The 23,406-nt window shown below is 61.2% G+C and carries 22 protein-coding genes; 9 read left to right on the forward strand and 13 right to left on the reverse strand.

The window, feature by feature from the left end:
- Positions 1 to 10 precede the first annotated feature (10 nt).
- Positions 11 to 1,210: a formaldehyde dehydrogenase, glutathione-independent gene (fdhA, locus tag AWU82_RS13245; RefSeq protein WP_011336270.1), complete on the forward strand. Its 1,200-nt coding sequence runs from the start codon at positions 11 to 13 to the stop codon at positions 1,208 to 1,210.
- A 74-nt stretch (positions 1,211 to 1,284) separates the two neighbouring features.
- On the opposite strand, the gene AWU82_RS13250 is transcribed toward fdhA, so the two are convergent.
- Positions 1,285 to 1,632 (reverse strand): hypothetical protein, encoded by a 348-nt coding sequence (locus AWU82_RS13250; protein ID WP_064380258.1) that lies wholly within the window; start codon positions 1,630 to 1,632, stop codon positions 1,285 to 1,287.
- A gap of 228 nt (positions 1,633 to 1,860) precedes the next feature.
- On the opposite strand from AWU82_RS13250, the gene AWU82_RS13255 reads away from it, so the two are divergent.
- A complete protein-coding gene (locus AWU82_RS13255) occupies positions 1,861 to 2,418 on the forward strand; it encodes a DUF2780 domain-containing protein (RefSeq protein WP_011336267.1) in 558 nt (185 codons plus the stop codon).
- A 1-nt stretch (position 2,419) separates the two neighbouring features.
- Here AWU82_RS13255 and yihG read toward each other — a convergent pair whose 3' ends face one another.
- Positions 2,420 to 3,307: a 1-acylglycerol-3-phosphate O-acyltransferase, YihG family gene (gene yihG, locus AWU82_RS13260; RefSeq protein WP_064380260.1), complete on the reverse strand. Its 888-nt coding sequence runs from the start codon at positions 3,305 to 3,307 to the stop codon at positions 2,420 to 2,422.
- A 265-nt stretch (positions 3,308 to 3,572) separates the two neighbouring features.
- Here yihG and rloA2 point away from each other — a divergent pair, with 265 nt between their 5' ends.
- The 4 genes from rloA2 (at position 3,573) to creD (ending at position 7,698) form a co-directional block, all read left to right on the forward strand.
- On the forward strand, positions 3,573 to 4,076 hold the full coding sequence (gene rloA2 / locus AWU82_RS13265) for a retropepsin-like aspartic peptidase RloA2 (RefSeq protein WP_007959815.1): 504 nt from the start codon (positions 3,573 to 3,575) through the stop codon (positions 4,074 to 4,076).
- A 73-nt stretch (positions 4,077 to 4,149) separates the two neighbouring features.
- The gene (creB, locus tag AWU82_RS13270; protein ID WP_064380262.1) at positions 4,150 to 4,830 is read left to right on the forward strand and encodes a two-component system response regulator CreB; all 681 of its coding nucleotides are present in this window, start codon (positions 4,150 to 4,152) and stop codon (positions 4,828 to 4,830) included.
- Positions 4,830 to 6,245 carry a two-component system sensor histidine kinase CreC gene (gene creC, locus AWU82_RS13275; protein ID WP_064380264.1) on the forward strand — a complete coding sequence of 472 codons (1,416 nt, stop codon included), beginning with the start codon at positions 4,830 to 4,832 and terminating at the stop codon, positions 6,243 to 6,245. The genes creB and creC overlap by 1 nt, the downstream gene beginning before the upstream one ends.
- 82 nt (positions 6,246 to 6,327) lie before the next feature.
- The gene (gene creD / locus AWU82_RS13280; protein WP_064380265.1) at positions 6,328 to 7,698 is read left to right on the forward strand and encodes a cell envelope integrity protein CreD; all 1,371 of its coding nucleotides are present in this window, start codon (positions 6,328 to 6,330) and stop codon (positions 7,696 to 7,698) included.
- Positions 7,699 to 7,785: 87 nt separating this feature from the next.
- Here creD and AWU82_RS13285 read toward each other — a convergent pair whose 3' ends face one another.
- The 8 genes from AWU82_RS13285 to AWU82_RS13320 form a co-directional block, all read right to left on the reverse strand.
- Complete coding sequence (locus AWU82_RS13285; protein WP_064384059.1) at positions 7,786 to 8,415, reverse strand: glutathione S-transferase; 630 nt, start codon at positions 8,413 to 8,415, stop codon at positions 7,786 to 7,788.
- Positions 8,416 to 8,480: 65 nt separating this feature from the next.
- Positions 8,481 to 8,660 carry a hypothetical protein gene (locus AWU82_RS13290; protein ID WP_064380267.1) on the reverse strand — a complete coding sequence of 60 codons (180 nt, stop codon included), beginning with the start codon at positions 8,658 to 8,660 and terminating at the stop codon, positions 8,481 to 8,483.
- Complete coding sequence (locus tag AWU82_RS13295; RefSeq protein WP_064380269.1) at positions 8,657 to 9,787, reverse strand: PepSY-associated TM helix domain-containing protein; 1,131 nt, start codon at positions 9,785 to 9,787, stop codon at positions 8,657 to 8,659. Before AWU82_RS13295 ends, AWU82_RS13290 begins: the two co-directional genes overlap by 4 nt.
- 73 nt (positions 9,788 to 9,860) lie before the next feature.
- Positions 9,861 to 12,287, reverse strand: coding sequence for a TonB-dependent siderophore receptor (locus tag AWU82_RS13300; RefSeq protein ID WP_064380271.1), 2,427 nt, complete (start codon positions 12,285 to 12,287; stop codon positions 9,861 to 9,863).
- Between the two features lie 175 nt (positions 12,288 to 12,462).
- Positions 12,463 to 13,434: a FecR domain-containing protein gene (locus AWU82_RS13305; RefSeq protein WP_064380273.1), complete on the reverse strand. Its 972-nt coding sequence runs from the start codon at positions 13,432 to 13,434 to the stop codon at positions 12,463 to 12,465.
- Positions 13,431 to 13,949 carry an RNA polymerase sigma factor gene (locus tag AWU82_RS13310; protein WP_064380275.1) on the reverse strand — a complete coding sequence of 173 codons (519 nt, stop codon included), beginning with the start codon at positions 13,947 to 13,949 and terminating at the stop codon, positions 13,431 to 13,433. The genes AWU82_RS13305 and AWU82_RS13310 overlap by 4 nt, the downstream gene beginning before the upstream one ends.
- Before the next feature lie 110 nt (positions 13,950 to 14,059).
- On the reverse strand, positions 14,060 to 14,767 hold the full coding sequence (locus AWU82_RS13315; RefSeq protein WP_011336254.1) for a 3'-5' exonuclease: 708 nt from the start codon (positions 14,765 to 14,767) through the stop codon (positions 14,060 to 14,062).
- On the reverse strand, positions 14,764 to 16,704 hold the full coding sequence (locus AWU82_RS13320) for a putative nucleotidyltransferase substrate binding domain-containing protein (RefSeq protein WP_064380277.1): 1,941 nt from the start codon (positions 16,702 to 16,704) through the stop codon (positions 14,764 to 14,766). Before AWU82_RS13320 ends, AWU82_RS13315 begins: the two co-directional genes overlap by 4 nt.
- A 253-nt stretch (positions 16,705 to 16,957) precedes the next feature.
- On the opposite strand from AWU82_RS13320, the gene AWU82_RS13325 reads away from it, so the two are divergent.
- Positions 16,958 to 17,404, forward strand: a complete 447-nt coding sequence (locus AWU82_RS13325; RefSeq protein ID WP_064380278.1) for a response regulator — start codon at positions 16,958 to 16,960, stop codon at positions 17,402 to 17,404.
- Positions 17,405 to 17,541: 137 nt separating this feature from the next.
- Entirely contained in the window at positions 17,542 to 18,000 is a 459-nt protein-coding gene (locus AWU82_RS13330; protein WP_190241582.1) for a hypothetical protein, read from the forward strand.
- 64 nt (positions 18,001 to 18,064) lie between these two features.
- On the opposite strand, the gene AWU82_RS13335 is transcribed toward AWU82_RS13330, so the two are convergent.
- Positions 18,065 to 20,242, reverse strand: a complete 2,178-nt coding sequence (locus tag AWU82_RS13335; RefSeq protein ID WP_064380282.1) for a malate synthase G — start codon at positions 20,240 to 20,242, stop codon at positions 18,065 to 18,067.
- A gap of 454 nt (positions 20,243 to 20,696) precedes the next feature.
- Here AWU82_RS13335 and AWU82_RS13340 point away from each other — a divergent pair, with 454 nt between their 5' ends.
- Entirely contained in the window at positions 20,697 to 21,215 is a 519-nt protein-coding gene (locus AWU82_RS13340; protein ID WP_011336250.1) for a glycine cleavage system transcriptional repressor, read from the forward strand.
- 223 nt (positions 21,216 to 21,438) lie between these two features.
- Here the strand turns inward: AWU82_RS13340 and rarD are convergent, their stop codons facing one another.
- On the reverse strand, positions 21,439 to 22,326 hold the full coding sequence (gene rarD / locus AWU82_RS13345) for an EamA family transporter RarD (RefSeq protein ID WP_064380284.1): 888 nt from the start codon (positions 22,324 to 22,326) through the stop codon (positions 21,439 to 21,441).
- 66 nt (positions 22,327 to 22,392) lie between these two features.
- Positions 22,393 to 23,367: an SrkA family protein kinase gene (gene srkA / locus AWU82_RS13350; RefSeq protein WP_064380286.1), complete on the reverse strand. Its 975-nt coding sequence runs from the start codon at positions 23,365 to 23,367 to the stop codon at positions 22,393 to 22,395.
- Positions 23,368 to 23,406 lie beyond the last annotated feature (39 nt).

A 23,406-nucleotide genomic window follows, 5' to 3' on the forward strand; every position in this document is an offset into this window, starting at 1 on the left:
AGGTGAAAGCATGTCTGGCAATCGTGGTGTGGTGTATCTCGGCGCTGGCAAGGTCGAAGTACAGAAAATCGACTATCCGAAAATGCAGGATCCGCGCGGCAGGAAGATCGAGCACGGTGTCATCCTGCGTGTGGTTTCAACCAACATTTGCGGCTCCGACCAGCACATGGTGCGCGGCCGTACCACCGCTCAGGTCGGTCTGGTGCTGGGACACGAGATCACCGGTGAAGTGATCGAGAAGGGCAGCGACGTCGAAAGCCTGAAAATCGGCGATCTGGTGTCCGTTCCGTTCAACGTGGCTTGCGGGCGCTGCCGTTCCTGCAAGGAGCAACACACCGGCGTCTGCCTGACCGTCAACCCGGCCCGTGCCGGTGGTGCCTACGGTTACGTCGACATGGGCGACTGGACCGGCGGCCAGGCCGAGTACGTGCTGGTGCCGTACGCCGACTTCAACCTGCTGAAACTGCCGGACCGCGACAAGGCCATGGAGAAAATCCGTGACCTGACCTGCCTCTCCGACATTCTGCCGACCGGTTACCACGGCGCCGTTACCGCTGGCGTTGGTCCGGGCAGCACCGTTTACATTGCCGGCGCTGGCCCGGTCGGTCTGGCCGCTGCCGCCTCCGCCCGTTTGCTCGGCGCCGCGGTGGTGATCGTCGGCGACGTCAACACCATCCGCCTGGCCCACGCCAAGGCCCAGGGTTTCGAAATCGTCGACCTGTCGAAAGACACCCCGCTGCACGAACAGATCGCCGCGCTGCTGGGCGAGCCTGAAGTGGATTGTGCAGTGGACTGCGTGGGCTTCGAAGCCCGTGGTCATGGTCACGACGGCGTCAAATCCGAAGCCCCGGCCACCGTCCTCAACTCGCTGATGGGCGTGGTGCGCGTCGCCGGCAAGATCGGTATTCCGGGCCTGTACGTGACTGAAGATCCGGGTGCTGTCGATGCCGCCGCGAAAATGGGCAGCCTGAGCATCCGCTTCGGCCTCGGCTGGGCCAAATCCCACAGCTTCCACACCGGTCAGACCCCGGTGATGAAGTACAACCGTCAGCTGATGCAGGCGATCATGTGGGACCGCATCAACATCGCCGAAGTGGTGGGCGTGCAGGTCATCAGCCTCGACCAGGCGCCGGAAGGTTACGGCGAGTTCGATGCCGGCGTGCCGAAGAAGTTTGTGATTGATCCGCACAAGTTGTTCAGTGCGGCGTAAGGCTGTGATCAACTGAAAAGGGCGACAGTGATGTCGCCCTTTTCAGTTGTTTTGATGCATATTTTCACAGGACTTCAGCTTGCTTTGAGTTTCAAGTAGGGCACGGCGGTTTCACCATTCTCTACAACTGTTTCTCCACCATAACTGCAGATCGATCCGTCGTAGCTTTCAGCCTTCAGCTTGTACTTGGAAGCTAAATAGTCATCGTTGGTGGCCATAGTTACACCTTCCCAAGTCTTCCCATTTGCGGTCGCTGTGTATTTGTAGCCCTCATTGAAAGGGGCTGGGATATTGGGATCCGAACTTGTATAGGGCGAAGATTTGATCTCGCTCACTTTTGGGCAAATGCTTACGTCTGATGCGAAAGCATTACTCGTAAATGCTCCGAAAACGATAATAGCCATGCCGATGGTCTTGAACATGATCACACTCCCGTGCGTGGTTGGAATAATGATGTTGCCTTACTCGGAAATTGCCGATAACTGTAATAAATGACAGTTTTTTATTTGATTTCTGAATAAGCCAGATTTTTTTTATCGCGCAATTGATATTTGGGCGAGCGCTTCGGAACATGAGTGCGGCTGTCGGGTCAAAGTCGCAGTTTGATCGCCCGTCAGCGGGCGGCCTTCACGCCACAAGAGGATGTCTGAATGAAGATTTCACGCGGTTTTGCCCTGGCATCGCTCCTGACCCTGGCGGCAGGGCCGGTGTTTGCCGGTTTCAGTTTGAATGACGTGGCCGGTGCGGTATCGGGGATGCAGGGCGGGGACAAGGCCGCCGCCGCGGCACCGACCTCGGAAACCGCCGGTCTGTTGAGTGCCTTGAGCGCGCTGAACGTCACGCCGCAGCAAGCGGTCGGCGGCACCAGTGCGATGTTGGGACTGGCGAAGAACCAGCTGAGCAACACGGACTATTCCGAGCTGGCCAAGGAAGTGCCGGGCATCGACAAGCTGTCGGGCGGCGCTGGCAATCTGGCGGCGCTGAGCGGTTTGCTCGGCTCGTCGGGCAAGTCCGCCGGGCTGGAAAATGCGCTGGGCAACGTCAAGGACACCAATGACCTGAACAACGCCTTCGGTGCGCTGGGCATGGACAGCGGGATGGTCGGCCAGTTTGCCCCGATCCTGCTGCAATACCTCGGTCAGCAGGGTGTCGGCGGCTCGTTGCTGCAAAGTCTGGGCAGCATCTGGGGCACCGGCACCAACGGTTGACTCAGCGGCGCTCGCCCTTGAGTTCGGCGATGCGCTGATCCTTGAGGGTCCAGAGCTGGTTGACCCAGTTCTGGACCTTCTCGCGAAACGCCGGATCGTTTTCGTAATCGCCCTGCCACAGGGCCGGATCCAGCTCGCGGGTCTGGATGTCGACGATCACGCGCGGCACGTTGCCGCTGATCAGGTCCCAGAACCCCGGAATCTTCTGCTGTGGATAAACCACGGTCACGTCGAGAATCGCGTCCAGCTGTTCGCCCATCGCCGCCAGTACGAACGCCACGCCGCCGGCCTTGGGCTTGAGCAGATGGCTGAACGGTGACTGCTGCTGAGTGCTTTTGGCGGCGGTGTAACGGGTGCCTTCCAGATAATTCACCACCGTCACCGGCTGGCGCTTGAACAGCTCGCACGCGGCTTTGGTGATTTCCAGATCCTTGCCGGCCAACTCGGGGTTCTTCGCGAGGAACGCCTTGGTGTAGCGCTTCATGAACGGGTAGTCCAGCGCCCACCAGGCCAGGCCCAGGAACGGCACCCAGATCAGCTCTTTCTTGAGGAAGAACTTGAAGAATGGCGTGCGCCGGTTGAGGGTCTGGATCAGCGCCGGGATATCGACCCAGGATTGATGGTTGCTGATCACCAGGTAGGAAGTGTCGCTGCGCAAGTCTTCGCCGCCGCGAATGTCCCATTGCGTGGGGATGCACAGGCGGAAGATCAGCTTGTCGATTTCCGCCCAGGTTTCGGCGATCCACATCACCGCCCACGAAGCGTAGTCGCGAAAGCGCCCCGGCAGGATCAGCTTGAGCAGGGCGAACACCATCAGCGGGCCGAACAGCACGAGGGTGTTGGACAACAGCAGCAGGGTGACGAAACAGCCGGTGAGCAGGCGGCGCATAAGCAACTCTTGGAAAACGGATGGGCGCGCCATGATAAGTGGCTTCGGCCGGCAGGCCAAATCCGCCGGTGACGAATGTTTCACCTGTGGGGCGTTAGTCTGATCGTTCCCACGCTCTGCGTGGGAACGCCGCCGGGGACGCTCTGCGTCCCTGTGACGCGGAGCGTCACCTGGTGCATTCCCACGCGGAGCGTGGGAACGATCAAGTAAACAACGGTCTAAAATCTCGCGTCTGACGCCCCCATTTCCCAAGGAAGCCCCTTACGTGAAATCCCTCCTTGCACTGCTTTCCCTCGTCGCCCTGCCGGTCCTGGCAGCCGAGCCGACCCTTTACGGACGCTATGAATACATCGCACTGCCGGAAATCGGCGGCGAAGTGCTCAAGGCCAAGATGGACACCGGCGCACTGACTGCCTCGCTGTCGGCCAAGGACATCGAGACGTTCAAGCGCGACGGCGAAGACTGGGTGCGTTTCCGTCTGGCCACCAAGGACGCCAGCAACAAGGTGTACGAACACAAGGTTGCGCGGATCAGCAAGATCAAGAGTCGCTCGGATGAAGAAGACGAGGGCGAAAGCACCGAAGTGGCCAAGCGCCCGGTAGTCGATCTGGAGCTGTGCCTGGGCGACGTCAAGCGTACCGTGGAGGTCAACCTGACCGACCGCAGCAACTTCAACTACCCGTTGCTGATCGGTGCCAAGGCCCTGCGCGAGTTCGGCGCGGCGGTGAACCCGGCGCGGCGCTTCACGGCGGACAAGCCGGACTGCTGAAACAAGTGGTCTCATTGACGTAACGCCGGGCTTGGGGCACCGTTCGCGCACTTAACCCACAGGCTCGGACGCCATGCCTCATATCCTGATTGTCGAAGACGAAGCGGCGATTGCCGACACGCTGATTTTTGCCTTGCAGGGCGAGGGCTTCACCACGACCTGGCTGAGCCTGGGCGCAGCGGCGCTGGAACATCAGCGCCAGACCCCGGCGGATCTGATCATCCTCGACATCGGTTTGCCGGACATCAGTGGCTTCGAAACCTGCAAGCAACTGCGTCGCTTCAGTGAAGTGCCGGTGCTGTTTCTCAGTGCGCGCAATGCCGAGATTGACCGGGTGGTGGGCCTGGAAATCGGCGCCGACGATTACGTGGTCAAGCCGTTCAGCCCACGGGAAGTGGCGGCGCGGGTCCGGGCGATTCTCAAGCGCATGGCGCCACGCCCGGCCATCGAGGCGTCCTCGGCGCTGTTTCGCATCGATCCCGAACGTGTACAGATCAGCTATCGCGGCCAGCCCCTGAGCCTGACCCGCCACGAATTCCGTCTTCTGCAATGCCTGCTCGAGCAACCCGAGCGGGTATTCAGCCGCGAGCAACTGCTCGATGCGTTGGGCGTAGCGGCGGACGCCGGGTACGAGCGCAGCATCGACAGCCATATCAAAAGCGTGCGCGCCAAATTGCGTCTGGTGCGTGCCGAAGCCGAGCCGATCCAGACCCACCGCGGCCTCGGCTACAGCTACAGTCCGGGGCACAGCTGATGTCGCTGGGGCTGCGGATTTTCCTGGTGTACGTCCTGTTCATCGGCCTGACCGGGTATTTCGTGCTCAACACGGTGATGGAAGAAATCCGCCCCGGCGTGCGCCAGTCCACCGAAGAAACCCTGGTCGATACCGCCAACCTGATGGCAGAAATCCTGCGGGACGATTTCAAGGCCGGCACCCTCAACCAGAATCGCTGGCCGCAGCTGCTCCGCGCCTATGGCGAACGCCAGCCGAAGGCGACGATCTGGGGCCTGGCGAAAAACCAGGTCAACCACCGGATCTACGTTACCGACGCCAAGGGCATCGTGGTGCTGGACTCCAGCGGTGTTGCGGTCGGTCAGGACTACTCGCGCTGGAACGACGTCTACCTGACCCTGCGCGGTGAATACGGCGCACGCTCCAGCCGCAGTGACCCGAATGACCCGAACTCCTCGGTGATGCATGTCGGCGCGCCGATCCGCGACAACGGCGCGATCATCGGCGTGGTCACCGTGGCCAAACCCAACAGTTCACTGCAACCCTATGTCGATCGCACCGAACGTCGCTTGCTCGGTTACGGCGCCGGATTGATCGGCCTCGGCCTGTTGCTTGGCGCCGTGCTGTCGTGGTGGCTCAGTCGCGCGCTGCACCGCTTGACCGTGTACGCCCAGGCCGTGAGCGAGGGCCGTCGGGTGGCGGTGCCGCACTATCGCGGCGGCGAGCTGGAGCAGTTGGCGACCGCCGTGGAACAGATGCGCACCCAGCTCGAAGGCAAGGCCTACGTCGAGCGCTATGTGCACACCCTGACCCATGAATTGAAGAGCCCCCTGGCCGCCATTCGTGGTGCCGCCGAGTTGTTGCAGGACGAGATGTCGGCGGATCAGCGATTGCGTTTTGTCGGCAACATCGACAGTGAAAGTGCCCGGATGCAACAGTTGATCGAGCGCCTGCTCAATCTTGCTCAGGTCGAACAGCGGCAGGGTCTTGAGGAACGCGTCGCAGTGCCATTGGCGGCGCTGGTGGATGAGCTGTTACAGGCTCAAATGGCACGCATCGAAGGCCGGCAACTGCGGATCGAGCAAACCATCGCGCCGGATCTGGCGTTGATAGGCGAGCCGTTTCTGTTGCGTCAGGCGCTGGGCAATCTGCTGGAGAACGCATTGGATTTCACCCCGTCGCACGGTCTACTGCGGTTTGACGCCAGGAAAATCGGTGAGCGGGTCGAGCTTCGCCTGTTCAACGAAACCACGCCGATTCCCGACTACGCCTTGCCGCGCTTGAGCGAGCGCTTCTACTCCCTGCCACGCCCGGACAGCGGACGTAAAAGCACTGGTCTCGGGCTCAATTTTGTCGAAGAGGTGGTCAAGTTGCACGGTGGTTCGATGCGCATCGGCAACGTCGAAGCCGGGGTGGAAGTCGTCCTGCTGTTGTAGTCTCCACACAAACTCCACATTCCTCCCACAAAACCCCCACATCCCCTTCGCAGACTCTGCCCATCGAAACAGGGAGAGTCCCATGAACAAAAGTCTGACGATAAAACTCGGGGCCATTGCCCTGCTGATCCTGGTATTGCTGGTACCGCTGCTGATGATCGACGGCATCATCGACGATCGCCAGCAACTGCGTGACGGTGTGCTCGAAGACATCGCCAGAAGCTCAAGCTACAGCCAGCAACTCAGCGGGCCGGTGATGGTTGTGCCGTATCGCAAGGTGGTGCGCACCTGGAAGACCAAAGAGAAGAGCGACGAGCGTTATCAGGAAATCGGTGAAGAACGTGGACGGCTGTATTTCCTGCCGGAGCGTTTTGAACTCGACGGCCAGGTACAGACCGAGCTGCGTGCGCGTGGCATTTACGAGGCGCGGCTGTTCCATGCCGATAACCGTATCAGCGGGCATTTCTCGCTGCCGGCGCAGTTGGGGATCAAGGAGGATTTTGCCGATTACGCCTTCGATGCGCCGTTTCTGGCAGTCGGTATCAGTGATATTCGCGGGATCGAAAATGCCCTGAAGCTGGAACTGGGGGCGCAACGCCTGGACTTCGTGCCCGGTACTCAAGTCGGCTGGCTGGGCGAGGGGGTGCGAGTGACGCTGCCGGCGCTGGACACCAGCAAGACCACGGAACTGGCCTTCGGCTTCGACCTGCGTCTGCAAGGCACCGGTTCGTTGCAAGTGCTGCCGGTGGGCAAGACCAGTCGGGTGAACCTCGCTGCCAACTGGCCGCACCCAAGCTTCATCGGCAACTTTCTGCCGGCCAAACGCGAGATCAACGATCAGGGTTTCACCGCCGATTGGCAGACCTCGTTTTTCTCCACCAATTTGCAGGAGGCGATGAGCCGTTGTGTGTCGGGCAACGATTGCGAGGCGTTCAACGGGCGCAGTTTCGGCGTGAGCTTCATCGATCCGGTGGATCAGTATCTGAAGAGTGACCGGGCGATCAAATATGCGCTGCTGTTCATCGTCCTGACGTTCGCCGGTTTCTTCCTGTTCGAAGTGCTGAAAAGCCTGGCGGTGCACCCGGTGCAATACGCGTTGGTGGGTGTGGCGCTGGCGTTCTTTTATCTGTTGCTGCTGTCGTTGTCGGAGCACATCGGGTTTGCCCTGGCGTATCTGTTGTCGGCCAGCGGTTGCGTGCTGTTGATCGGTTTCTATGTCTGCCACGTGCTGCGCAGCGTGCGGCATGGCTTGAGTTTTTCGGCGGGGCTGGCGGCGTTGTACGGCTTGCTCTACGGCTTGCTGAGCGCCGAGGATTACGCGCTGCTGATGGGTTCGCTGCTGCTGTTCGGTCTGCTCGGTGTGTTCATGGTGCTGACCCGCAATCTGGACTGGTACGGGATCGGGCAGAAACCGGCCAAACCGCTGCAATTCGATATCGGAGCGGTGCAATGAGCCGGTTTGTGGGATTGCGTGAGGAGCAGCGGGAGGCCGAGGTGTTGATGACGCTGATCTTTGCCTCGTTGCCTCCCGCCCGGTGCGTCAAGCCTTCGGCATGGTCGCAATCATCGACGGCCGCTGGCTCACTTCAAAGAACCAGTTGGCCAGTTGCGGATTGGCGTCACGCCAGCCCAGATCCGGGAAGCGCAGGTCGAGATAACCCAGTGCACAGGCCACGCTGATCGCGGCGACGTCGAAGTGGCAGGTCAGTTCGGCAATCGCGTCGCGCTCCAGCAAGGCGAGGGCGCGGCGGATCTTCTCGCGCTGGGCTTCGAGCCACTCGTCCCAGTGTTTTTCCGGGGCGCGCAGCACTTGCTCGTAACGCACCATGACCGAGGCGTCCATGATCCCGTCGGCCATCGAGGCCAGGGTCAGGCGCCGCCAGCGGGCCGAGCCGTCGCGGGGGATCAGCGGGTTGCCGACGTGCTGGTGGTCGAGGTAATCGAGGATCACCCGGCTGTCATGGATGACATTGCCGTCGGCCAGGCGCAGGGCCGGGATCTTGCCCAGCGGGTTGTCTGCGTTGAGGGTGGCGTCCGGGCTGACAGGGCTGAGCACGCAGTCCTGCAGCGCGACGCGATCCTGCTGGCCGGTCTCGTGCAGCAGCACCATGACTTTGCGCACGAACGGGGACAGGGTGTTGTGGAACAGGGTCATGCTGGGAGCGGACATCGGCAGGGTCTCGGTCAGGGGCAATGACGGGCAGCATAGCGCGTTGCCCGTCAGGCTCAAGCCGTTCAGCGGCGTTGCAGCAATCCGCGCAGGGCAATGACTGCCGGAATGCCCAGACCAATCCAGCTCAGGCCATCCCAGATCCCGTCGCCCAGCAACGCCGCGAACAGGCCCGCCGCACTCAGCAGCGCGATCACCAGCGGTGTGCTGAAGACCTTCCAGAAATTCGACTGACGCGGCTTCATGCAGAGGCCTGCGCCGGTTCCAGCATCGGTTTCGCGGCCTTGCGTCGTACCACCCACAAGTACACGCCGCTGGCGAGGACGATGATGGTCAGCACGTCCAATGTGGCCCAGAGGATTTTCATCGGCATGCCGCCGTAGTCACCGAAGTGCAGCGGCTGCGACATGCCCATGGCGTCCATGTACCACGGTCGCTCTGCGACCGCTGTCACTTGCAGGGTGCTGGCGTCGATCAGCACCGGGGTCAGCAGGTGCGAGGTCAGGTGGGTGCCGCCCTTCATGAACACCGAGTAATGGTGCTCGCTGGAGAAACGGGTGCCGGGGAAGGCGATGAAGTCCGGTTTCATGCCCGGTGCGACTTCGTTGGCGATATCCAGCAGTCGCGTGGCCGGGGCGAGGTGGATCAGCGGCGGGACATCGCGGTAGGGCGCGATCATGGCGTTGAGCGAATCGTTGCGCCATGCAGCGATGATCAGATCGGCGCAGGCGCTGATCACCCCGGTCACGCCGACCACCAGCGCCCAGGTCAGGGTGACCACGCCGATCAGGTTATGCAGGTCGAGCCAGCGCAGGCGGGTGGACTTGTCCTGGCGCACGGTGCCGAACGCCAAGCGGCGCATGAACGGCAGGTACAACACCGTGCCGGACACGATCGCGACCACGAACAGCAAGCCCATGAACGCCAGCAGCAATTTGCCCGGCAGCCCGGCGAACATGTCGACGTGCAGGCGCAGGATGAACAGCATCAGCCCACCGTTGGCCGAAGGCATTTCCAGGGCTTCGCCGGTACGCGCGTCGAGCATGAAGGTGTGCGAGGAATTGGGCTCGGTGCCGGCGGTCCTGGCCATGATCGTCAGCACGGCATTCGGCTCGTCGTCTTCGAAGCCGAAGTACTGCACGACCTCGCCGGGGCGATGCTTTTCCGCCGCTTCGACCAGTTGCGCCAGGTTCAGATGCGGCGTGTCCGCCGGCATCACCCGCAACTCGGGCGCATCGCCCAGCAGGTGGTCGATCTCGTGATGGAAAATCAGCGGCAGGCCGGTCAGGGCCAGCAGCAGCAAAAACACGGTGCAGATCAGGCTGGTCCAGGTGTGGACCAAGGACCAGCGGCGAATTGTTTTACTTTTCATTTCATGACCTTCAAAAACACCCAAGCCGTCCACGAGGGACGGCCTGGTTGCAGGGCCTGTTCAGCTCAGGCGCTTACCACTTGTAAGTGGCGCTGGCGACGACACTGCGCTGGTCGCCGTAGTAGCAGTAGAAGCTGTCGCAAGTGGAGATGTAGTCCTTGTCCAGCAAGTTGGTGGCGTTGAGTGCCAGCGACGCGCCTTTGAGGCTGTTGTCCAGACGGCCGAGGTCGTAATGCACGGCGGCGTCGAACACGGTGTACGCGTCCGCCTTGCCCAGCCAGGTATTGGCTTTGTCGCCGTAGGTGTTGCCGGTGTAGCGCGCGCCGGCGCCGATGCCGAAGCCGTCGAGCACGCCGCTGTGCCAGGTGTAATCGGCCCACAGCGAGGCTTGCTGATTCGGCATCAGTTGCAGGCGGTTGCCCTTGTCGGCGCCGTTCTGCACTTCGGACTTGGCCAGGGTGTACGCGGCGATGACCTTCAGGTTGTCGGTGACGTCGGAGACGGCTTCCAGCTCAAGGCCTTTGACCTTCACTTCGCCGGTCTGGCTGGTGATCGATACGCCGTTGACGAACGAGCTGACCGAGACGTTTTTCTGGGTCAGGTCATACACGGCTGCCGTCAGCAGGGTCTTGCTGCCTGGTGGCTGGTACTTGATGCCCAGTTCCCACTGCTTGCCTTCGGTCGGTTTGAGCGATTCGGTCGACGAGGCGTCGGCGCCGGTGGTCGGCTGGAACGATTCGGCGTAGGACAGGTACGGCACGAAACCGGAATCGAACACGTAGCTGATCGCCGCGTTACCGCTGAACGCCTTGTCACGCTGGGTGTTGGTGGCGTCGCCCTTGTTGATGAATTGAGTGCTGGTGTGCACCCAGTCTTCCCGGCCGCCGAGGGTCAGGCGCCATTGGTCCAGGGCCATCTGGTCCTGAACGTAGAGGCCGGTCTGGTAGGTCTTCTGGTTGTAGTCATAGAACGCGGTGGAGCGCGCCGGACGCACGATCGGCTGACCATGGATCGGATTGTTCACGTTGATCTCCGGCGCGCTGCCGAAGATCGAGGTGTAGTTGGTGTTGCTGCGCTGGTGATCCAGCCCCAGCAGCAGGGTGTGGCGGATGTCGCCGGTGGCGAAGTCGGCCTGGAAGTTGTTGTCCACGGCGAACTGGCTGATGTCTTCGTCGACGATGGTGGTGGTACGGCCGACGTTGCCGTCATTGTCCACTTGAGTGAACGGGTAGGAGCCGACGGTGATGCCCTGGAACGACAGATCCGACTTGGTGTAGCGCAGGTTCTGCTTGAACTGCCACACATCGTTCAGGCGATGTTCGAAGGCATAGCCCAGCGCGTAATAGGTGCGGTCGTAGTATTCCCAGTCCGGATCGCCCAGGTTCTTGTGATGGGAAACCTTGCCGAACGGCATGTCGATCTTGGTGCCCTGCACCGGCAGGAACTGGCTGGTGATGCCGGTATCGTCGCGGGTGAACTGGGTCAGCAGGGTGAATCTGGTGTCGTCGTCGATGTTCCAGGTCAGGCTCGGCGCGATGTTGTAGCGCTTGTTGTCGACGTGGTCGATCTGCGTGCCGCTGTCACGTACCACACCGCTGAGGCCGTAGAGAAACTGGCCGGCGTCATCGATCTTGCCGGTGCTGGCGAAGTTGATCTGGCGGTGGTTGTCGCTGCCGTATTGCAGCTGGATTTCGCTGCTCTGCACATCGCTCGGGCGACGGCTGACCATGTCCAGCAGGCCGCCCGGCGGGGTCTGGCCGTAGACGGACGAGGCCGGGCCGCGCAGCAGGGCGAGGCGATCGAGGTTCCAGGTTTCCTGTTTCGGGTTGGCGTACACGCCTTTTGGCAGGGGCAGGCCGTCGAGGAACTGAGTCGGTTCGAAACCGCGTACGCGCAACCAGTCGGCGCGGGTGTCGCTGCCGTAGCTGCTGGCGGTGATGCCCGGCATGTAGCGCACGGCGTCATCGAGGCTGTGCACGCCGCGGTCTTCCATTTGCTGGCGTGTGGCGACCGAAATCGAACGCGGTGCTTCGACCAGCGCGGTGTCGGTCTTGGTGCCGGCGGCGGTGCGGGTGGCGGTGTAGCCTTCGACCGGGCCCCAGGCGCTTTCGAAGTTTTCCACGCCGATCACCGAGGTTTCCGGCAGAGCCATCGCGCCCTCCGGCACGGCGACCAGGGTGTAGGTGCCGGTGCTGCCCTGTTCCAGTTGCAGACCGGTGCCGCGCAGGGCCGCGCGCAGAGCGCCGGCCGCGTCATATTGGCCGTTGACCGGCGCCGAGGTCTTGCCCGCTGCCAGCGACGGGTTCAGCGACAGCGTGAGGCCGCCCTGGCTGGCGATCTGGTTCAGGGTGGTCGACAACGGAGCCGCCGGCAGGTTGTAGGCGCGTACGCTCGACGCCTGTTCAGCGGCGATCAGTTGGCTGCTGGCCAGCGGGGTGCAGAGGGCAATGGCGACCGCCAGCAAACTGGGGCGCAACAAGGTGTCTAGCGAACGGGACATACGGCGGCTCCTGAATGGAAATATTTCTCAATTGCCTGTGTGCCGGACGAGATTCGAAAAGTGATAGGGCTGGATGAAAATAATTTCGATTAACGAGCGACATGGCTGCGCAAGTCAGCAGAAAGTCCGTTTTCAGGGGGGCAGGTGGCCTGTCGCGGACAGGCAGCAGCGAATGTCAGGGCTTCGGATCCGCCTTGGCCACGGTCACCCACCATGGCGTGTGCTGTTCGATCTGCACCGGCAAAGTCGGCAGCAGGGCGTTCAGCGCCTTGTCGGTGTCGTGCAGCGGGAAGCTGCCGGTGATGCGCAGGTCGGCGACTTCCGGCGCGATGCCCAGATGGCCGCGACGATAACGACCAAGTTCATGCACCAGGTCTTCCAGGCGCGCGTTGTCCACCACCAGCATGCCGCGGGTCCAGGCATCGGCGCCGGGGTTGAGCGCCACCACCGAATCCAGACCGTTGTGGCGGATCAGCACTTGCTGGCCTTCGCGCAGAATCTGTTCCTGCGGATCGGATTGCGGATGCGCCGCCACCGCCGACTGCAACACGCTCAGGCGCGTGCCGGCGTCTTCGCGCTTGACCAGGAACCGCGTGCCCAGGGCGCGCATGCTGCCCTCGGCGGTTTCGACGATGAACGGCCGTGCATCGCCGTGACCGGTTTCGACGAGGATTTCGCCTTCCTGCAACACGATCAGGCGTTGCTTGTCATCGAAGCGGACATCTACGGCGCTGTGGGTATTGAGGTTGAGCACGGTGCCGTCGGTCAGGCGCACGGTGCGCTGTTCGCCGGTGGATGTGCGTTGATCCGCGAGCCAGTAGTCCAGCGGCAGATAACGTTCACCGGCAAACAGCGCCAGCCCAACCACCGCCACGACACTGGCCAATCCGCTGCCCAGCTTGCGCACCCGGCGGCGGATGCCTTCGCGCGATTGCAGCAACGCGCTGCGTGCCGGGCCCTTGGCCACGCTGAAACGCTGGTCGAGCATGCCCAGCTGGCGCCAGGCGCGGGCGTGTTCTTCGTTGGCCGCGTGCCATTTGGCGAACTCTTCGCGCTCCAGCGGCGTGCTGGAATCGAGGGTCAATTGCCAGGCAATCGCCGCGTCCAGCACATGGGCCGGGACCGGTCTAGAACTGGCCGGGCTCATGTCGGCTCACCGTACAGCGCGATGTAGCACTGGCGGATGCCCTGGGCCAGGTACTGACGCACGCGGGGGACCGACACGCCGAGTTTGTCGGCGATTTCGGCGTGGGTCAGGCCGTCGAGGCGGTTATAGAGGAAAGCGGCGCGGGCCTTGGTCGACAGCTTGCCGAGCATGCGGTCGATGGCCTTGAGGTCTTCGAGTATCAGTTGCTGTTCTTCGACCGAGGGCTGCTCGCCCTCGGGGATCAGCATCAGTTCGGTCAGATACGCCTGTTCCAGCGCCGCCCGGCGGAAGTAGTCGAACAACAAGCCTTTGGCAATGGCCACCAGAAACGCCCGGGGTTCGCGCGGTGTCAGCAGTTCGTCGCGGCCGAGCAGGCGGACGAAAGTGTCCTGGCTCAGGTCTTCGGCCCGTTGCGGGCAAGCCACGTTACGCCGCAGCCAAGCCAGCAGCCAGCCGCGGTGGTCGCGATACAACGCACCGACGAGCTCACTGTGAGGGCTTGGGGCTGAAGACACGACGACACCGACTGGGAAGTGTTAACTAACGAGAATTGTTCGCGATTGTGGCAGAGGTGGGAATGGTTAGCAATTGGCCACCGGTCGGGTTGTCGGGCGACAACCCGGATTCAGAACGAATGCGTCTGCTGGCGGCGCTTCCACTGACTCAGGCGTTGCTGCAGATTCAGCGGACTGTGGATCTGCTGCTGGCGCGCCCGACTGAACAGGATCAGCGCCAGTTCCGCGGTGGCCAGAGCATCGGCGCTCGCATGGTGGCGCTCGAACACTTCGAGCTTGAACCAGTCGATCCACTCGTCCAGCCCCGCCTCGCGAATATGTGCCTGCGGGCAAACCAGCGGGGCGATCTGCGCCACATCGAGAAACACCGTCTGCAACTTGTGCCCGAGATGTTCCTTCAGTGCGCGGCCGAGCATGTGCTGGTCGAACGAAGCGTGAAACGCCAGCACCGGGCTGTCGCCGATAAACTCCAGCAACTCGACCAAAGCTTCGGTGGGCTCGCTGCCGGCGGCAATCGCGCTCGGTGCCAAGCCGTGAATCAACACGCTCGGGCCGAGTTTCAACTCGTGACATTGCAGGGTGCGTTCGAATTGCTGACTGAAGTCGATCGCACCGTCCTCGATCACCACCGCGCCGATCGACAGCACCCGATCCTTGCTCAGGTTCAGCCCGGTGGTTTCCAGATCCAGCACTACCCAGCGTTGCTCGCGCAGGCTGCACTCGCGCAGTTCGCCGATGGCCGGCAGTTTCGTCAGGCGCTGTTGCAGGTCGTCCGGCACAACGGGGCTGGCCGGACGCAGCCACGAGAACAGGCTCATAGCTGATACCGCAGGGTCAGGCTGCTTTGCAGGCGCTGGGCCTGGCGCAGGGATTCACGCAGGATGCGCCGGTCCAGATGATTGAGGCTGTCGGGATCGACCCGGTTCGAATACGGCAGGTTTTCCCGGGTCTGCAATTGATGCTGCTGCATGCGCGTCTGCTGAATGAAGTGGTACGCCTCTTCGTACGCGGCGCCATCCAGCCGGTCGATGACTTCTTTATCCACCAGTTGGCGGAAGCGTTCGAGGGTGTTGTTGGCGTCGATGCCGTTGGCCAGTGCCAGCAGGCGCGCACCGTCGACAAACGGGGTCAGGCCCTGGATTTTCAGGTCCAGCGTGGCTTTCTCGCCGTTCTTGCGGGTCAGCACGAACTCACGGAAACGTCCCACTGGCGGGCGGTTGCGCAAGGCGTTCTCGGCCATCATCCGCTGGAACAAACGATTGTCGCCGACCTGATCGAGAATCCCCCGGCGCAATTGTTCGCAACCCTGCTCGTCGCCCCAGACCACGCGCAGGTCGAAATAGATGCTGGAGCCCAACAGGTTCTCCGGCGTCGCCTCGCGAATGAACGCGGAAAACCGTCGGGCCCATTCGGCACGGGACAGGCACAGCTGCGGATTGCCGGCCATGACGTTGCCCTTGCACAGGGTGAAACCGCATTGCGCCAGGCTGGTATTGATCTGCTGGGCGATGGGCAGCAGCTTGCCGCGAATCTCCGCCGCATGGGCCGCATCCCGCGCATCGAACAGAATGCCGTTGTCCTGATCGGTGTGCAGCGTCTGCTCGCGCCGGCCTTCGCTGCCGAAGCACAGCCAGCTGAACGGCACACCGGGATCGCCTTTTTCGGCGAGGGTCAGTTCGATCACCCGGCACACGGTGTGATCGTTGAGCAGGGTGATGATGTGGGTGATCTGGGTCGACGAGGCGCCGTGAGCCAGCATGCGCTCCACCAGTTGGCCGATCTCGCCGCGCAGGGTCACCAGTTGTTCGACCCGCTGGGCGCTGCGAATGGTCCGCGCCAGGTGCACCAGATCCACCCGCTGCAGCGAGAACAGATCCCGCTCGGAGACCACGCCGCACAGGCGCCGATCCTTGACCAGACAGACGTGGGCGATGTGCCGTTCGGTCATGGCAATCGCCGCGTCGAAGGCGCTGTGATCCGGCGACAGATAGAACGGCGAGCGGGTCATGTGACGGTCGATCGGCTCGCTGAAATCGTCAACCCCTTCAGCCACCACATGGCGCAGGTCGCGCAGGGTGAAAATCCCCAGCGGCGCCTTGTGCTCATCCACCGCGACGATGCTGCCGACCTGTTGTTCGTGCATCAGCTTCACCGCTTCGCGCAGTGGGGTGGAAGAGCTGCAGGTCACCGGATGGCGCATGGCCAATTCGCCGAGACGGGTATTCAGCGAATACTGGGTGCCGAGGGTTTCCACGGCTTTTTGCTGGACTTGCTGGTTGACCTGATCGAGCAGGCTGCTGACCCCGCGCAGGGCGAAGTCGCGGAAGGTGCTGGAGAGGGCGAACAGCTTGATGAACGCCAGTTTGTTCAGTTGCAGGCAGAAGGTGTCTTCACCGGCCAGATGCTCGGTCCGGGTCGCCCGTTCGCCGAGCAGCGCGGCGAGGGGAAAACACTCGCCGGTGGTGATTTCAAAGGTGGTTTCGGTGCCGCCCTTGGCCGTGTGCGGACGCTCGCCGACTACCCGGCCCTGCTTGACGATGTAGAAGTGTTCGACCGGCCCGTCGGCGGGTTTGATGATGCTCTCGCCCTGACCGTAGAAGCGCAGCTGGCATTGCTCCACCAGATAGGCCAGGTGAGCGTGTTCCATTTGATTGAAAGGGGGGAAGCGCTGGAGGAATTGCAAAGTGCCCTGAATGTTCTGCAACACCGCGGTTTTCCCTGCCTGGGTGAAGGCGTCCGCTTTACTCATAACCATTACCGCAGTCTTTTTCGAATTGTTGTTGTCGGATCGTTGCAGCCATGGTCGGCCCCATCGCGCGGGGTGCCCATTGGACGTAAGTCTAGGTTGGGCATGCCGTTGGGTAGTTTTCGGATATGCCCTACAAAATCAGTCGGAAATTCTTCGGTTCGCCCCTTGGAAAAAAATCCGACGAAGTGCACATTGAAGCTCTGCCCAGCGATGTCTGACCACTGTGCCAGGGGATCGAATTGAAAACGTAGAGAACGCCATGTCCGACCACGATATTTTGAGCGACGCCGAGCGCGAAGCGCTCAGCGCTGTAATGCTCGAACCCGATCTGCCACCGCAGCGTGTATTGATCGTCGATGACGACAAGGATGCGCGGGAGCTGTTGTCGGAGATTCTCGGGTTGGATGGCATTCGTTGCATGACCGCGGCCAGCGGCGAGTCCGCGCTGAAAATGCTCGAGGAAAGGCCCTCCATCGGCCTGGTGATCACCGATCTGCGGATGGGCAATGTCGATGGGCTGGACCTGATTCGTCAGGTGCGTGAATCGGTGCGGGCGGCGATGCCGATCATCATTGTCTCGGGCGATGCCGACGTGAAGGATGCGATTGCGGCGATGCATTTGAGCGTGGTGGATTTTTTGCTCAAGCCGATTGATACCGCCAAATTGCTTGGACTGGTCAGGCATGAGTTGGGAATGAACGCTTAACCAGAGATTCCATTCATCGGAAACTAAGCTTTACCTGTCAAATATGACAGTAGACGAAAGCCGGTCTTGAGTATCCAATTATTGATGCTTCATATAATCAATATGACACCCCATTAACTCTGGATCAGGTAATTGTCATGGATAGTAAAGTTGAATTTGAAAAGGCTCGTAAGAATATTATTAACGTAAAAGAAAGTAAGACTTTGCCGCTGGCAACATATTTTACAGGTGGCGCGTCTTTTAAAGTTGATATCAACGGAGTTGAACACTCATTCGAAACGAAAGAAGTCACGACTGACTGGTTAGGAGGAGCCGATCACGTTGAGATACAAGGAAGTGAAAGGGAGCAGGTTTCGTTGATGTTTCATTCTAAGCTGAAGGATGGTTTTCATCATTTTAACAATGTGCAGGACGCTTTCATTGGTTACGTTGATAAGAGTGGGATTATCCAGCCTTATGTTTGGCATGGTTCTGCCTATGTAGCTGTTAGTGACGACGGAAAAACAAAATACGGCGTTATCGACGTTACTTTTATTCAGGGTGTCGGTGAAGATAAAATACGTGTTCGCGGTGGTTTCTTCTGCCATCTGAATTAATAGCTCTAAAAATGAAGCCCTGATCAAAAGATCAGGGCTTTTTCATGTCCGGCATCAGCGCAGGTTACAGGCCGTTGGCTGCCTTGAACTCGCGACGACGACGGTGCAGGACCGGCTCGGTGTAGCCGTTCGGCTGTTTGGTGCCCTCGATCACCAGTTCGACCGCCGCCTGGAAGGCGATGTTGCTGTCGAAGTTCGGGGCCAGCGGACGGTACAGCGGGTCGTTGGCGTTCTGACGGTCCACCACCGGCGCCATGCGCTTGAGGCTTTCCATCACTTGCGCCTCGGTCACCACGCCGTGGCGCAGCCAGTTGGCGATGTGCTGGCTGGAGATACGCAGCGTCGCACGGTCTTCCATCAGGCCGATGTCGTTGATGTCCGGCACTTTCGAGCAACCCACGCCCTGGTCGATCCAGCGCACCACGTAACCGAGAATGCCCTGGGCGTTGTTGTCCAGTTCGTTCTTGATCTGCTCCGGGGTCCAGTTCGGGTTGACCGCCAGCGGGATGGTCAGGATGTCATCGACCGAAGCGCGGGCACGTTTGGCCAGCTCGGCCTGACGGGCGAACACGTCGACCTTGTGGTAGTGCAGCGCGTGCAGCGCAGCAGCGGTCGGCGACGGAACCCAGGCAGTGTTGGCGCCGGCCAGCGGGTGAGCGATTTTCTGTTCGAGCATCGCTGCCATCAGGTCGGGCATCGCCCACATGCCTTTACCGATTTGCGCACGACCTTGCAGGCCGGTGCTCAGGCCGATATCGACGTTCCAGTTCTCGTAGGCACCGATCCACTTCTCGGCCTTCATGTCAGCCTTGCGCACCATCGGGCCGGCTTCCATGGAGGTGTGAATTTCGTCGCCGGTGCGGTCGAGGAAACCGGTGTTGATGAACACCACGCGCTCGCTGGCCGCCTGGATGCAGGCCTTGAGGTTGACCGTGGTACGGCGTTCCTCGTCCATGATCCCGACTTTCAGGGTGTTGCGCGCAAGGCCCAGCACGCCTTCGATGCGGCCGAACAGCTCGTTGGTGAACGCCGCTTCTTCCGGGCCGTGCATCTTCGGTTTGACGATGTAGACCGAACCGGTGCGGGTGTTCTTGCGTGAAGTGTTGCCGTTCAGGTTGTGCATCGCTGCGAGGCAAGTCACCAGACCGTCGAGGATACCTTCCGGCACTTCGTTGCCGTGCTTGTCGAGGATCGCGTCGATGGTCATCAGGTGACCGACGTTACGCACGAACAACAGCGAGCGGCCGTGCAGGGTCAATTCGCTGCCGTCGACCTTGGTGTAGGTGCGATCCGGGTTCATGGTACGGGTGAAGGTCTGGCCGCCCTTGGACACGGATTCCGCCAGGTCGCCCTTCATCAGGCCGAGCCAGTTGCGGTAGATCACCACCTTGTCGTCGGCATCGACAGCCGCCACGGAGTCTTCGCAGTCCATGATGGTGGTCAGCGCTGCTTCCATCAGGATGTCTTTGACGCCGGCGGCATCGGTCTGGCCGACCGGGGTGCTGGCGTCGATCTGGATTTCGAAATGCAGGCCGTTGTTTTTCAGCAGGATCGCAATCGGCGCATTGGCATCGCCCTGGAAGCCGATCAGCTGTGCGTCGTTGCGCAGGCCGCTGGTGCTGCCGCCCTTGAGGGTGACGACCAGTTTGCCGTCAGCGATCTTGTAGCCGGTGGAATCGACGTGGGAGCCGGTCGCCAATGGCGCTGCTTCGTCGAGGAACGCACGGGCGAAGGCGATGACTTTGTCGCCACGCACCTTGTTGTAGCCTTTGCCTTTTTCCGCGCCGCCGGCTTCGCTGATGGCGTCGGTGCCATACAGGGCGTCGTACAGCGAGCCCCAGCGGGCGTTCGAGGCGTTGAGGGCGAAGCGGGCGTTCATCACCGGGACCACGAGTTGCGGGCCGGCGGTACGGGCGATTTCGTCATCGACGTTTTGCGTCGTTGCCTGGAAATCAGCCGCTTCTGGCAGCAGATAACCGATCTCTTGCAGGAAGGCTTTATAGGCCACGGCGTCGTGCGGCTGACCGGCACGGCTCTGGTGCCAGCCATCGATACGAGCCTGGAAGTCATCGCGTTTGGCGAGTAGGGCTTTGTTCTTTGGCGCCAGGTCGTGAATGACCTTGTCGGCACCTTCCCAGAATTTTTCGGCGGTGAGGCCGGTACCGGGAATGGCTTCGTTGTTCACGAAGTCGAACAGGACTTTGGCGACCTGCAGGCCACCGACTTGAACGTGTTCAGTCATTGCTTGCCTCACTCTGCTCAGCTATTTCGCTTTTCAGCTCTTCAATTTAACAATGAAGCCTCTGGCCATTTAAACCACAAACCCCTCGACCAGTACATGCCATCGCTGGCGGCTGGGCTGGGACCAATCAACGGCTCGGGGGCCTTGCTGACGGGGCTTTCAGGGTTGCGAACGTGCCTTGGGCAGACATCGATCCAGCGTTATGTAGTGCGCGCTGCGGCATACTACATGATGAGTTGCGGTTGTGAAAATCAGACTAATTACGTCGTTCTGCGACCCCATGACGCATTGCGGTCACGGCGCGGAACGGGATGTTCTCAAAAAACCAATGGATTGTTCCAGTTAAATATAAAAAGTTGTACACGATTTGTGACTTCGAGCGTCTGAGGCGTCTGTGGAACGCTTGCCTATACTTGCTCTTCTATAACAAAAGTCATGACAAGAGGGCTGCGCCATGGATCACCTCGTACTCACCGTCTTCGCACCGGACAAGCCCGGGCAGGTCGAGCGCATCGCCCAATGCATCGCCGAGCACGGCGGCAACTGGCTGGAAAGCCGCATGTCACGGATGGCCGGGCAGTTCGCCGGGATCCTGCGGGTGGGCGTGCCGGCGGAGGCTTACGACGAATTAGTCGATGCCTTACAAGCACTGTCGGCACAGGGCATTCGCGTGCTGGTGGCCGAAAGCGGTATCGAACAGGCCTGCACCTGGAAACCGATCGCCATGGAACTGGTGGGCAATGATCGTCCGGGGATAGTGCGTGACATCACCCGGCTGCTGAGCGAGCAGGGCGTGAACCTCGAACGGCTGGTGACCGAAGTACGTCCGGCACCGATGAGCAGTGAACCGTTGTTCCACGCCGAAGCGATTCTCGCCGTGCCGCTGACTTTGTCGCTGGACGTGCTGCAATCGCGCCTGGAAACCCTGGCCGATGACTTGATGGTGGAACTGGTGCTGCGCACCGACCTGTGAAGACGGATCGGGTTATCCAGTTTAAACGTGCACCTGCCTGTGGATAACCTGTAGAGACTGAGCGCCAGGCCACGTCCGCCGTGGCTTGCCGAAGATTGATCAAAAAACCGCCAGCATTCAGTGACTTGCGCACAAACGGCGGGGATCACGCTGTGGATAACCTTGGGAAGGAACGATACAGGCCACGAGAACCGTGGCCTGTGAAGGTTTGTGCGTTTTTTGATCAGCTGCGCCGGCGCAGACTCATCCATGCATCGACGCTGTACACCGCCAGACCGGCCCAGATAAACATGAAGGCGATCAGGGTGCTGGATGACAAGTGCTCGCCGAACAGCAGCACGGCTTGCAGAAGCACCAGCGTCGGCGCCAGGTATTGCAGGAAACCGAGGGTGGTGTAGGGCAGATGTCGTGCGGCCGCGTTGAAGCACACCAGCGGCACCAGCGTCACCGGACCGGCCGCCACCAGCCACCAGGCTTCGGAAGTGGTCCAGAACTCGGCCTGGGCACTGGTCGCGGTCGGATTGAACAGCAGCCACGCGAGAGCGATCGGCACCAGCATCCAGGTTTCCACCACCAGCCCCGGCAGCGCCTTGACCGGCGCCTGCTTGCGGATCAGCCCGTAGAAACCGAAGGTCAGCGCCAGCACCAGCGACACCCACGGCAGGCTGCCGACCTGCCACACCTGCTGCGCCACACCGATAGCCGCCAGACCGACCGCCAGCCACTGCATGCGGCGCAAGCGTTCGCCAAGGATCAGCATGCCCAGCAGCACGTTCACCAGCGGGTTGATGTAATAACCGAGGCTCGCCTCCAGCATCCGGCCGTTGTTCACCGACCACACGTAAGTCAGCCAGTTGGCCGCGATCAAGGTGCCGCTGAGCGCAAGAATCGCCAGGCGTTTCGGGTTGTCGCGCAGTTCCTGCCACCAGCCGGGATGCTTCCACACCATCAACAGCAGCGCGCCGAACAGCGCCGACCACAGCACTCGATGAATGATGATTTCCACCGCCGGCACTTCGGCGATGGCTTTGAAGTAGAGCGGGAACAGTCCCCAGATGATGTAGGCACTCAGGCCCAGAATGTACCCGCGACGCGGGTTGGCGGCTTGCATGCAGAATCCTTGCTTAGGCAGCTAACAAAGCAGCGATTGTACGGGCAGTTGTATAGACGTGTCGTGTCAGAAAAGCTTCAACGGCTCTTCGTTCAGCGCCGATAGTTGCTCACGCAACGCCAGCACCTGATCGCCCCAATACCGCTCGCTGCCGAACCACGGAAAGCTGCGGGGGAACGCCGGATCGTCCCAGCGTCGGGCCAGCCACGCGCTGTAATGCATCAGGCGCAAGGCGCGTAGCGGTTCGATCAGCGCCAGTTCGCGCGGGTCGAAGTCATGGAATTCGTTGTAGCCGTCCATCAATTCCGACAGCTGCCCGAGACAATCCTGACGATCGCCGGCGAGCATCATCCAGATGTCCTGCACTGCCGGGCCCATGCGGCAGTCGTCGAGGTCGACGATGTGGAACATCTCGTCGCGGCACATCATGTTGCCGGGGTGGCAGTCGCCATGCATGCGGATGTTCTGGTGCGGCGTGCTGGCGTAGACGTCTTCCACACGCTTGAGCAGGTCGCGGGCGACAGACTCGTAGGCCGGCAGCAGGCTCCTGGGAATGAAGTTGCCTTCCAGCAAAGTGGTCAGCGAGTCATGGCCGAAGTTCTTCACCGCCAGCGCTTCGCGGTGCTCGAACGGTTTGGTCCCGCCGACCGCGTGCATGCGCCCGAGCAATTGGCCGAGGCGATACAACTGATCGAGATTGCCCGGCTCCGGCGCCCGACCACCGCGACGGGGAAACAGGGTGAAACGAAATCCGGCGTGTTCGTGCAGGGTTTCGCCGTTGTGGATCAATGGCGCCACCACCGGGATCTCGACGTCGGCCAGTTCGAAGGTGAACTGGTGTTCTTCGAGAATGGCTTCGTTGGTCCAGCGCTGTGGGCGATAGAACTTGGCGATCAGCGGTTCCGAGTCTTCGATGCCGACCTGATAGACGCGGTTTTCGTAACTGTTGAGCGCCAGAATGCGCGCGTCGCTCAGGAAGCCGATGCTTTCGACGGCATCGAGCACGAGGTCTGGGGTGAGGGTTTCAAACGGGTGGGCCATGCTGACTCCTGCGCGCAGCAGGCTGCCGCGTCCGGCTCA

Source organism: Pseudomonas glycinae (genome assembly GCF_001594225.2).
In the GTDB taxonomy this organism is placed as follows: Bacteria; Pseudomonadota; Gammaproteobacteria; order Pseudomonadales; family Pseudomonadaceae; genus Aquipseudomonas; species Aquipseudomonas glycinae.

Coding starts and splice junctions, on each gene's coding strand:
- fdhA (WP_011336270.1), top strand. CDS start 11: ATGTCTGGCAATCGTGGTGTGGTGTATCTCGGCGCTGGCAAGGTCGAA.
- AWU82_RS13250 (WP_064380258.1), bottom strand. CDS start 1,632: ATGTTCAAGACCATCGGCATGGCTATTATCGTTTTCGGAGCATTTACG.
- AWU82_RS13255 (WP_011336267.1), top strand. CDS start 1,861: ATGAAGATTTCACGCGGTTTTGCCCTGGCATCGCTCCTGACCCTGGCG.
- yihG (WP_064380260.1), bottom strand. CDS start 3,307: ATGCGCCGCCTGCTCACCGGCTGTTTCGTCACCCTGCTGCTGTTGTCC.
- creB (WP_064380262.1), top strand. CDS start 4,150: ATGCCTCATATCCTGATTGTCGAAGACGAAGCGGCGATTGCCGACACG.
- creC (WP_064380264.1), top strand. CDS start 4,830: ATGTCGCTGGGGCTGCGGATTTTCCTGGTGTACGTCCTGTTCATCGGC.
- creD (WP_064380265.1), top strand. CDS start 6,328: ATGAACAAAAGTCTGACGATAAAACTCGGGGCCATTGCCCTGCTGATC.
- AWU82_RS13285 (WP_064384059.1), bottom strand. CDS start 8,415: ATGTCCGCTCCCAGCATGACCCTGTTCCACAACACCCTGTCCCCGTTC.
- AWU82_RS13290 (WP_064380267.1), bottom strand. CDS start 8,660: ATGAAGCCGCGTCAGTCGAATTTCTGGAAGGTCTTCAGCACACCGCTG.
- AWU82_RS13295 (WP_064380269.1), bottom strand. CDS start 9,787: ATGAAAAGTAAAACAATTCGCCGCTGGTCCTTGGTCCACACCTGGACC.
- AWU82_RS13300 (WP_064380271.1), bottom strand. CDS start 12,287: ATGTCCCGTTCGCTAGACACCTTGTTGCGCCCCAGTTTGCTGGCGGTC.
- AWU82_RS13305 (WP_064380273.1), bottom strand. CDS start 13,434: ATGAGCCCGGCCAGTTCTAGACCGGTCCCGGCCCATGTGCTGGACGCG.
- AWU82_RS13315 (WP_011336254.1), bottom strand. CDS start 14,767: ATGAGCCTGTTCTCGTGGCTGCGTCCGGCCAGCCCCGTTGTGCCGGAC.
- AWU82_RS13320 (WP_064380277.1), bottom strand. CDS start 16,704: ATGGTTATGAGTAAAGCGGACGCCTTCACCCAGGCAGGGAAAACCGCG.
- AWU82_RS13325 (WP_064380278.1), top strand. CDS start 16,958: ATGTCCGACCACGATATTTTGAGCGACGCCGAGCGCGAAGCGCTCAGC.
- AWU82_RS13330 (WP_190241582.1), top strand. CDS start 17,542: ATGGATAGTAAAGTTGAATTTGAAAAGGCTCGTAAGAATATTATTAAC.
- AWU82_RS13335 (WP_064380282.1), bottom strand. CDS start 20,242: ATGACTGAACACGTTCAAGTCGGTGGCCTGCAGGTCGCCAAAGTCCTG.
- AWU82_RS13340 (WP_011336250.1), top strand. CDS start 20,697: ATGGATCACCTCGTACTCACCGTCTTCGCACCGGACAAGCCCGGGCAG.
- rarD (WP_064380284.1), bottom strand. CDS start 22,326: ATGCAAGCCGCCAACCCGCGTCGCGGGTACATTCTGGGCCTGAGTGCC.
- srkA (WP_064380286.1), bottom strand. CDS start 23,367: ATGGCCCACCCGTTTGAAACCCTCACCCCAGACCTCGTGCTCGATGCC.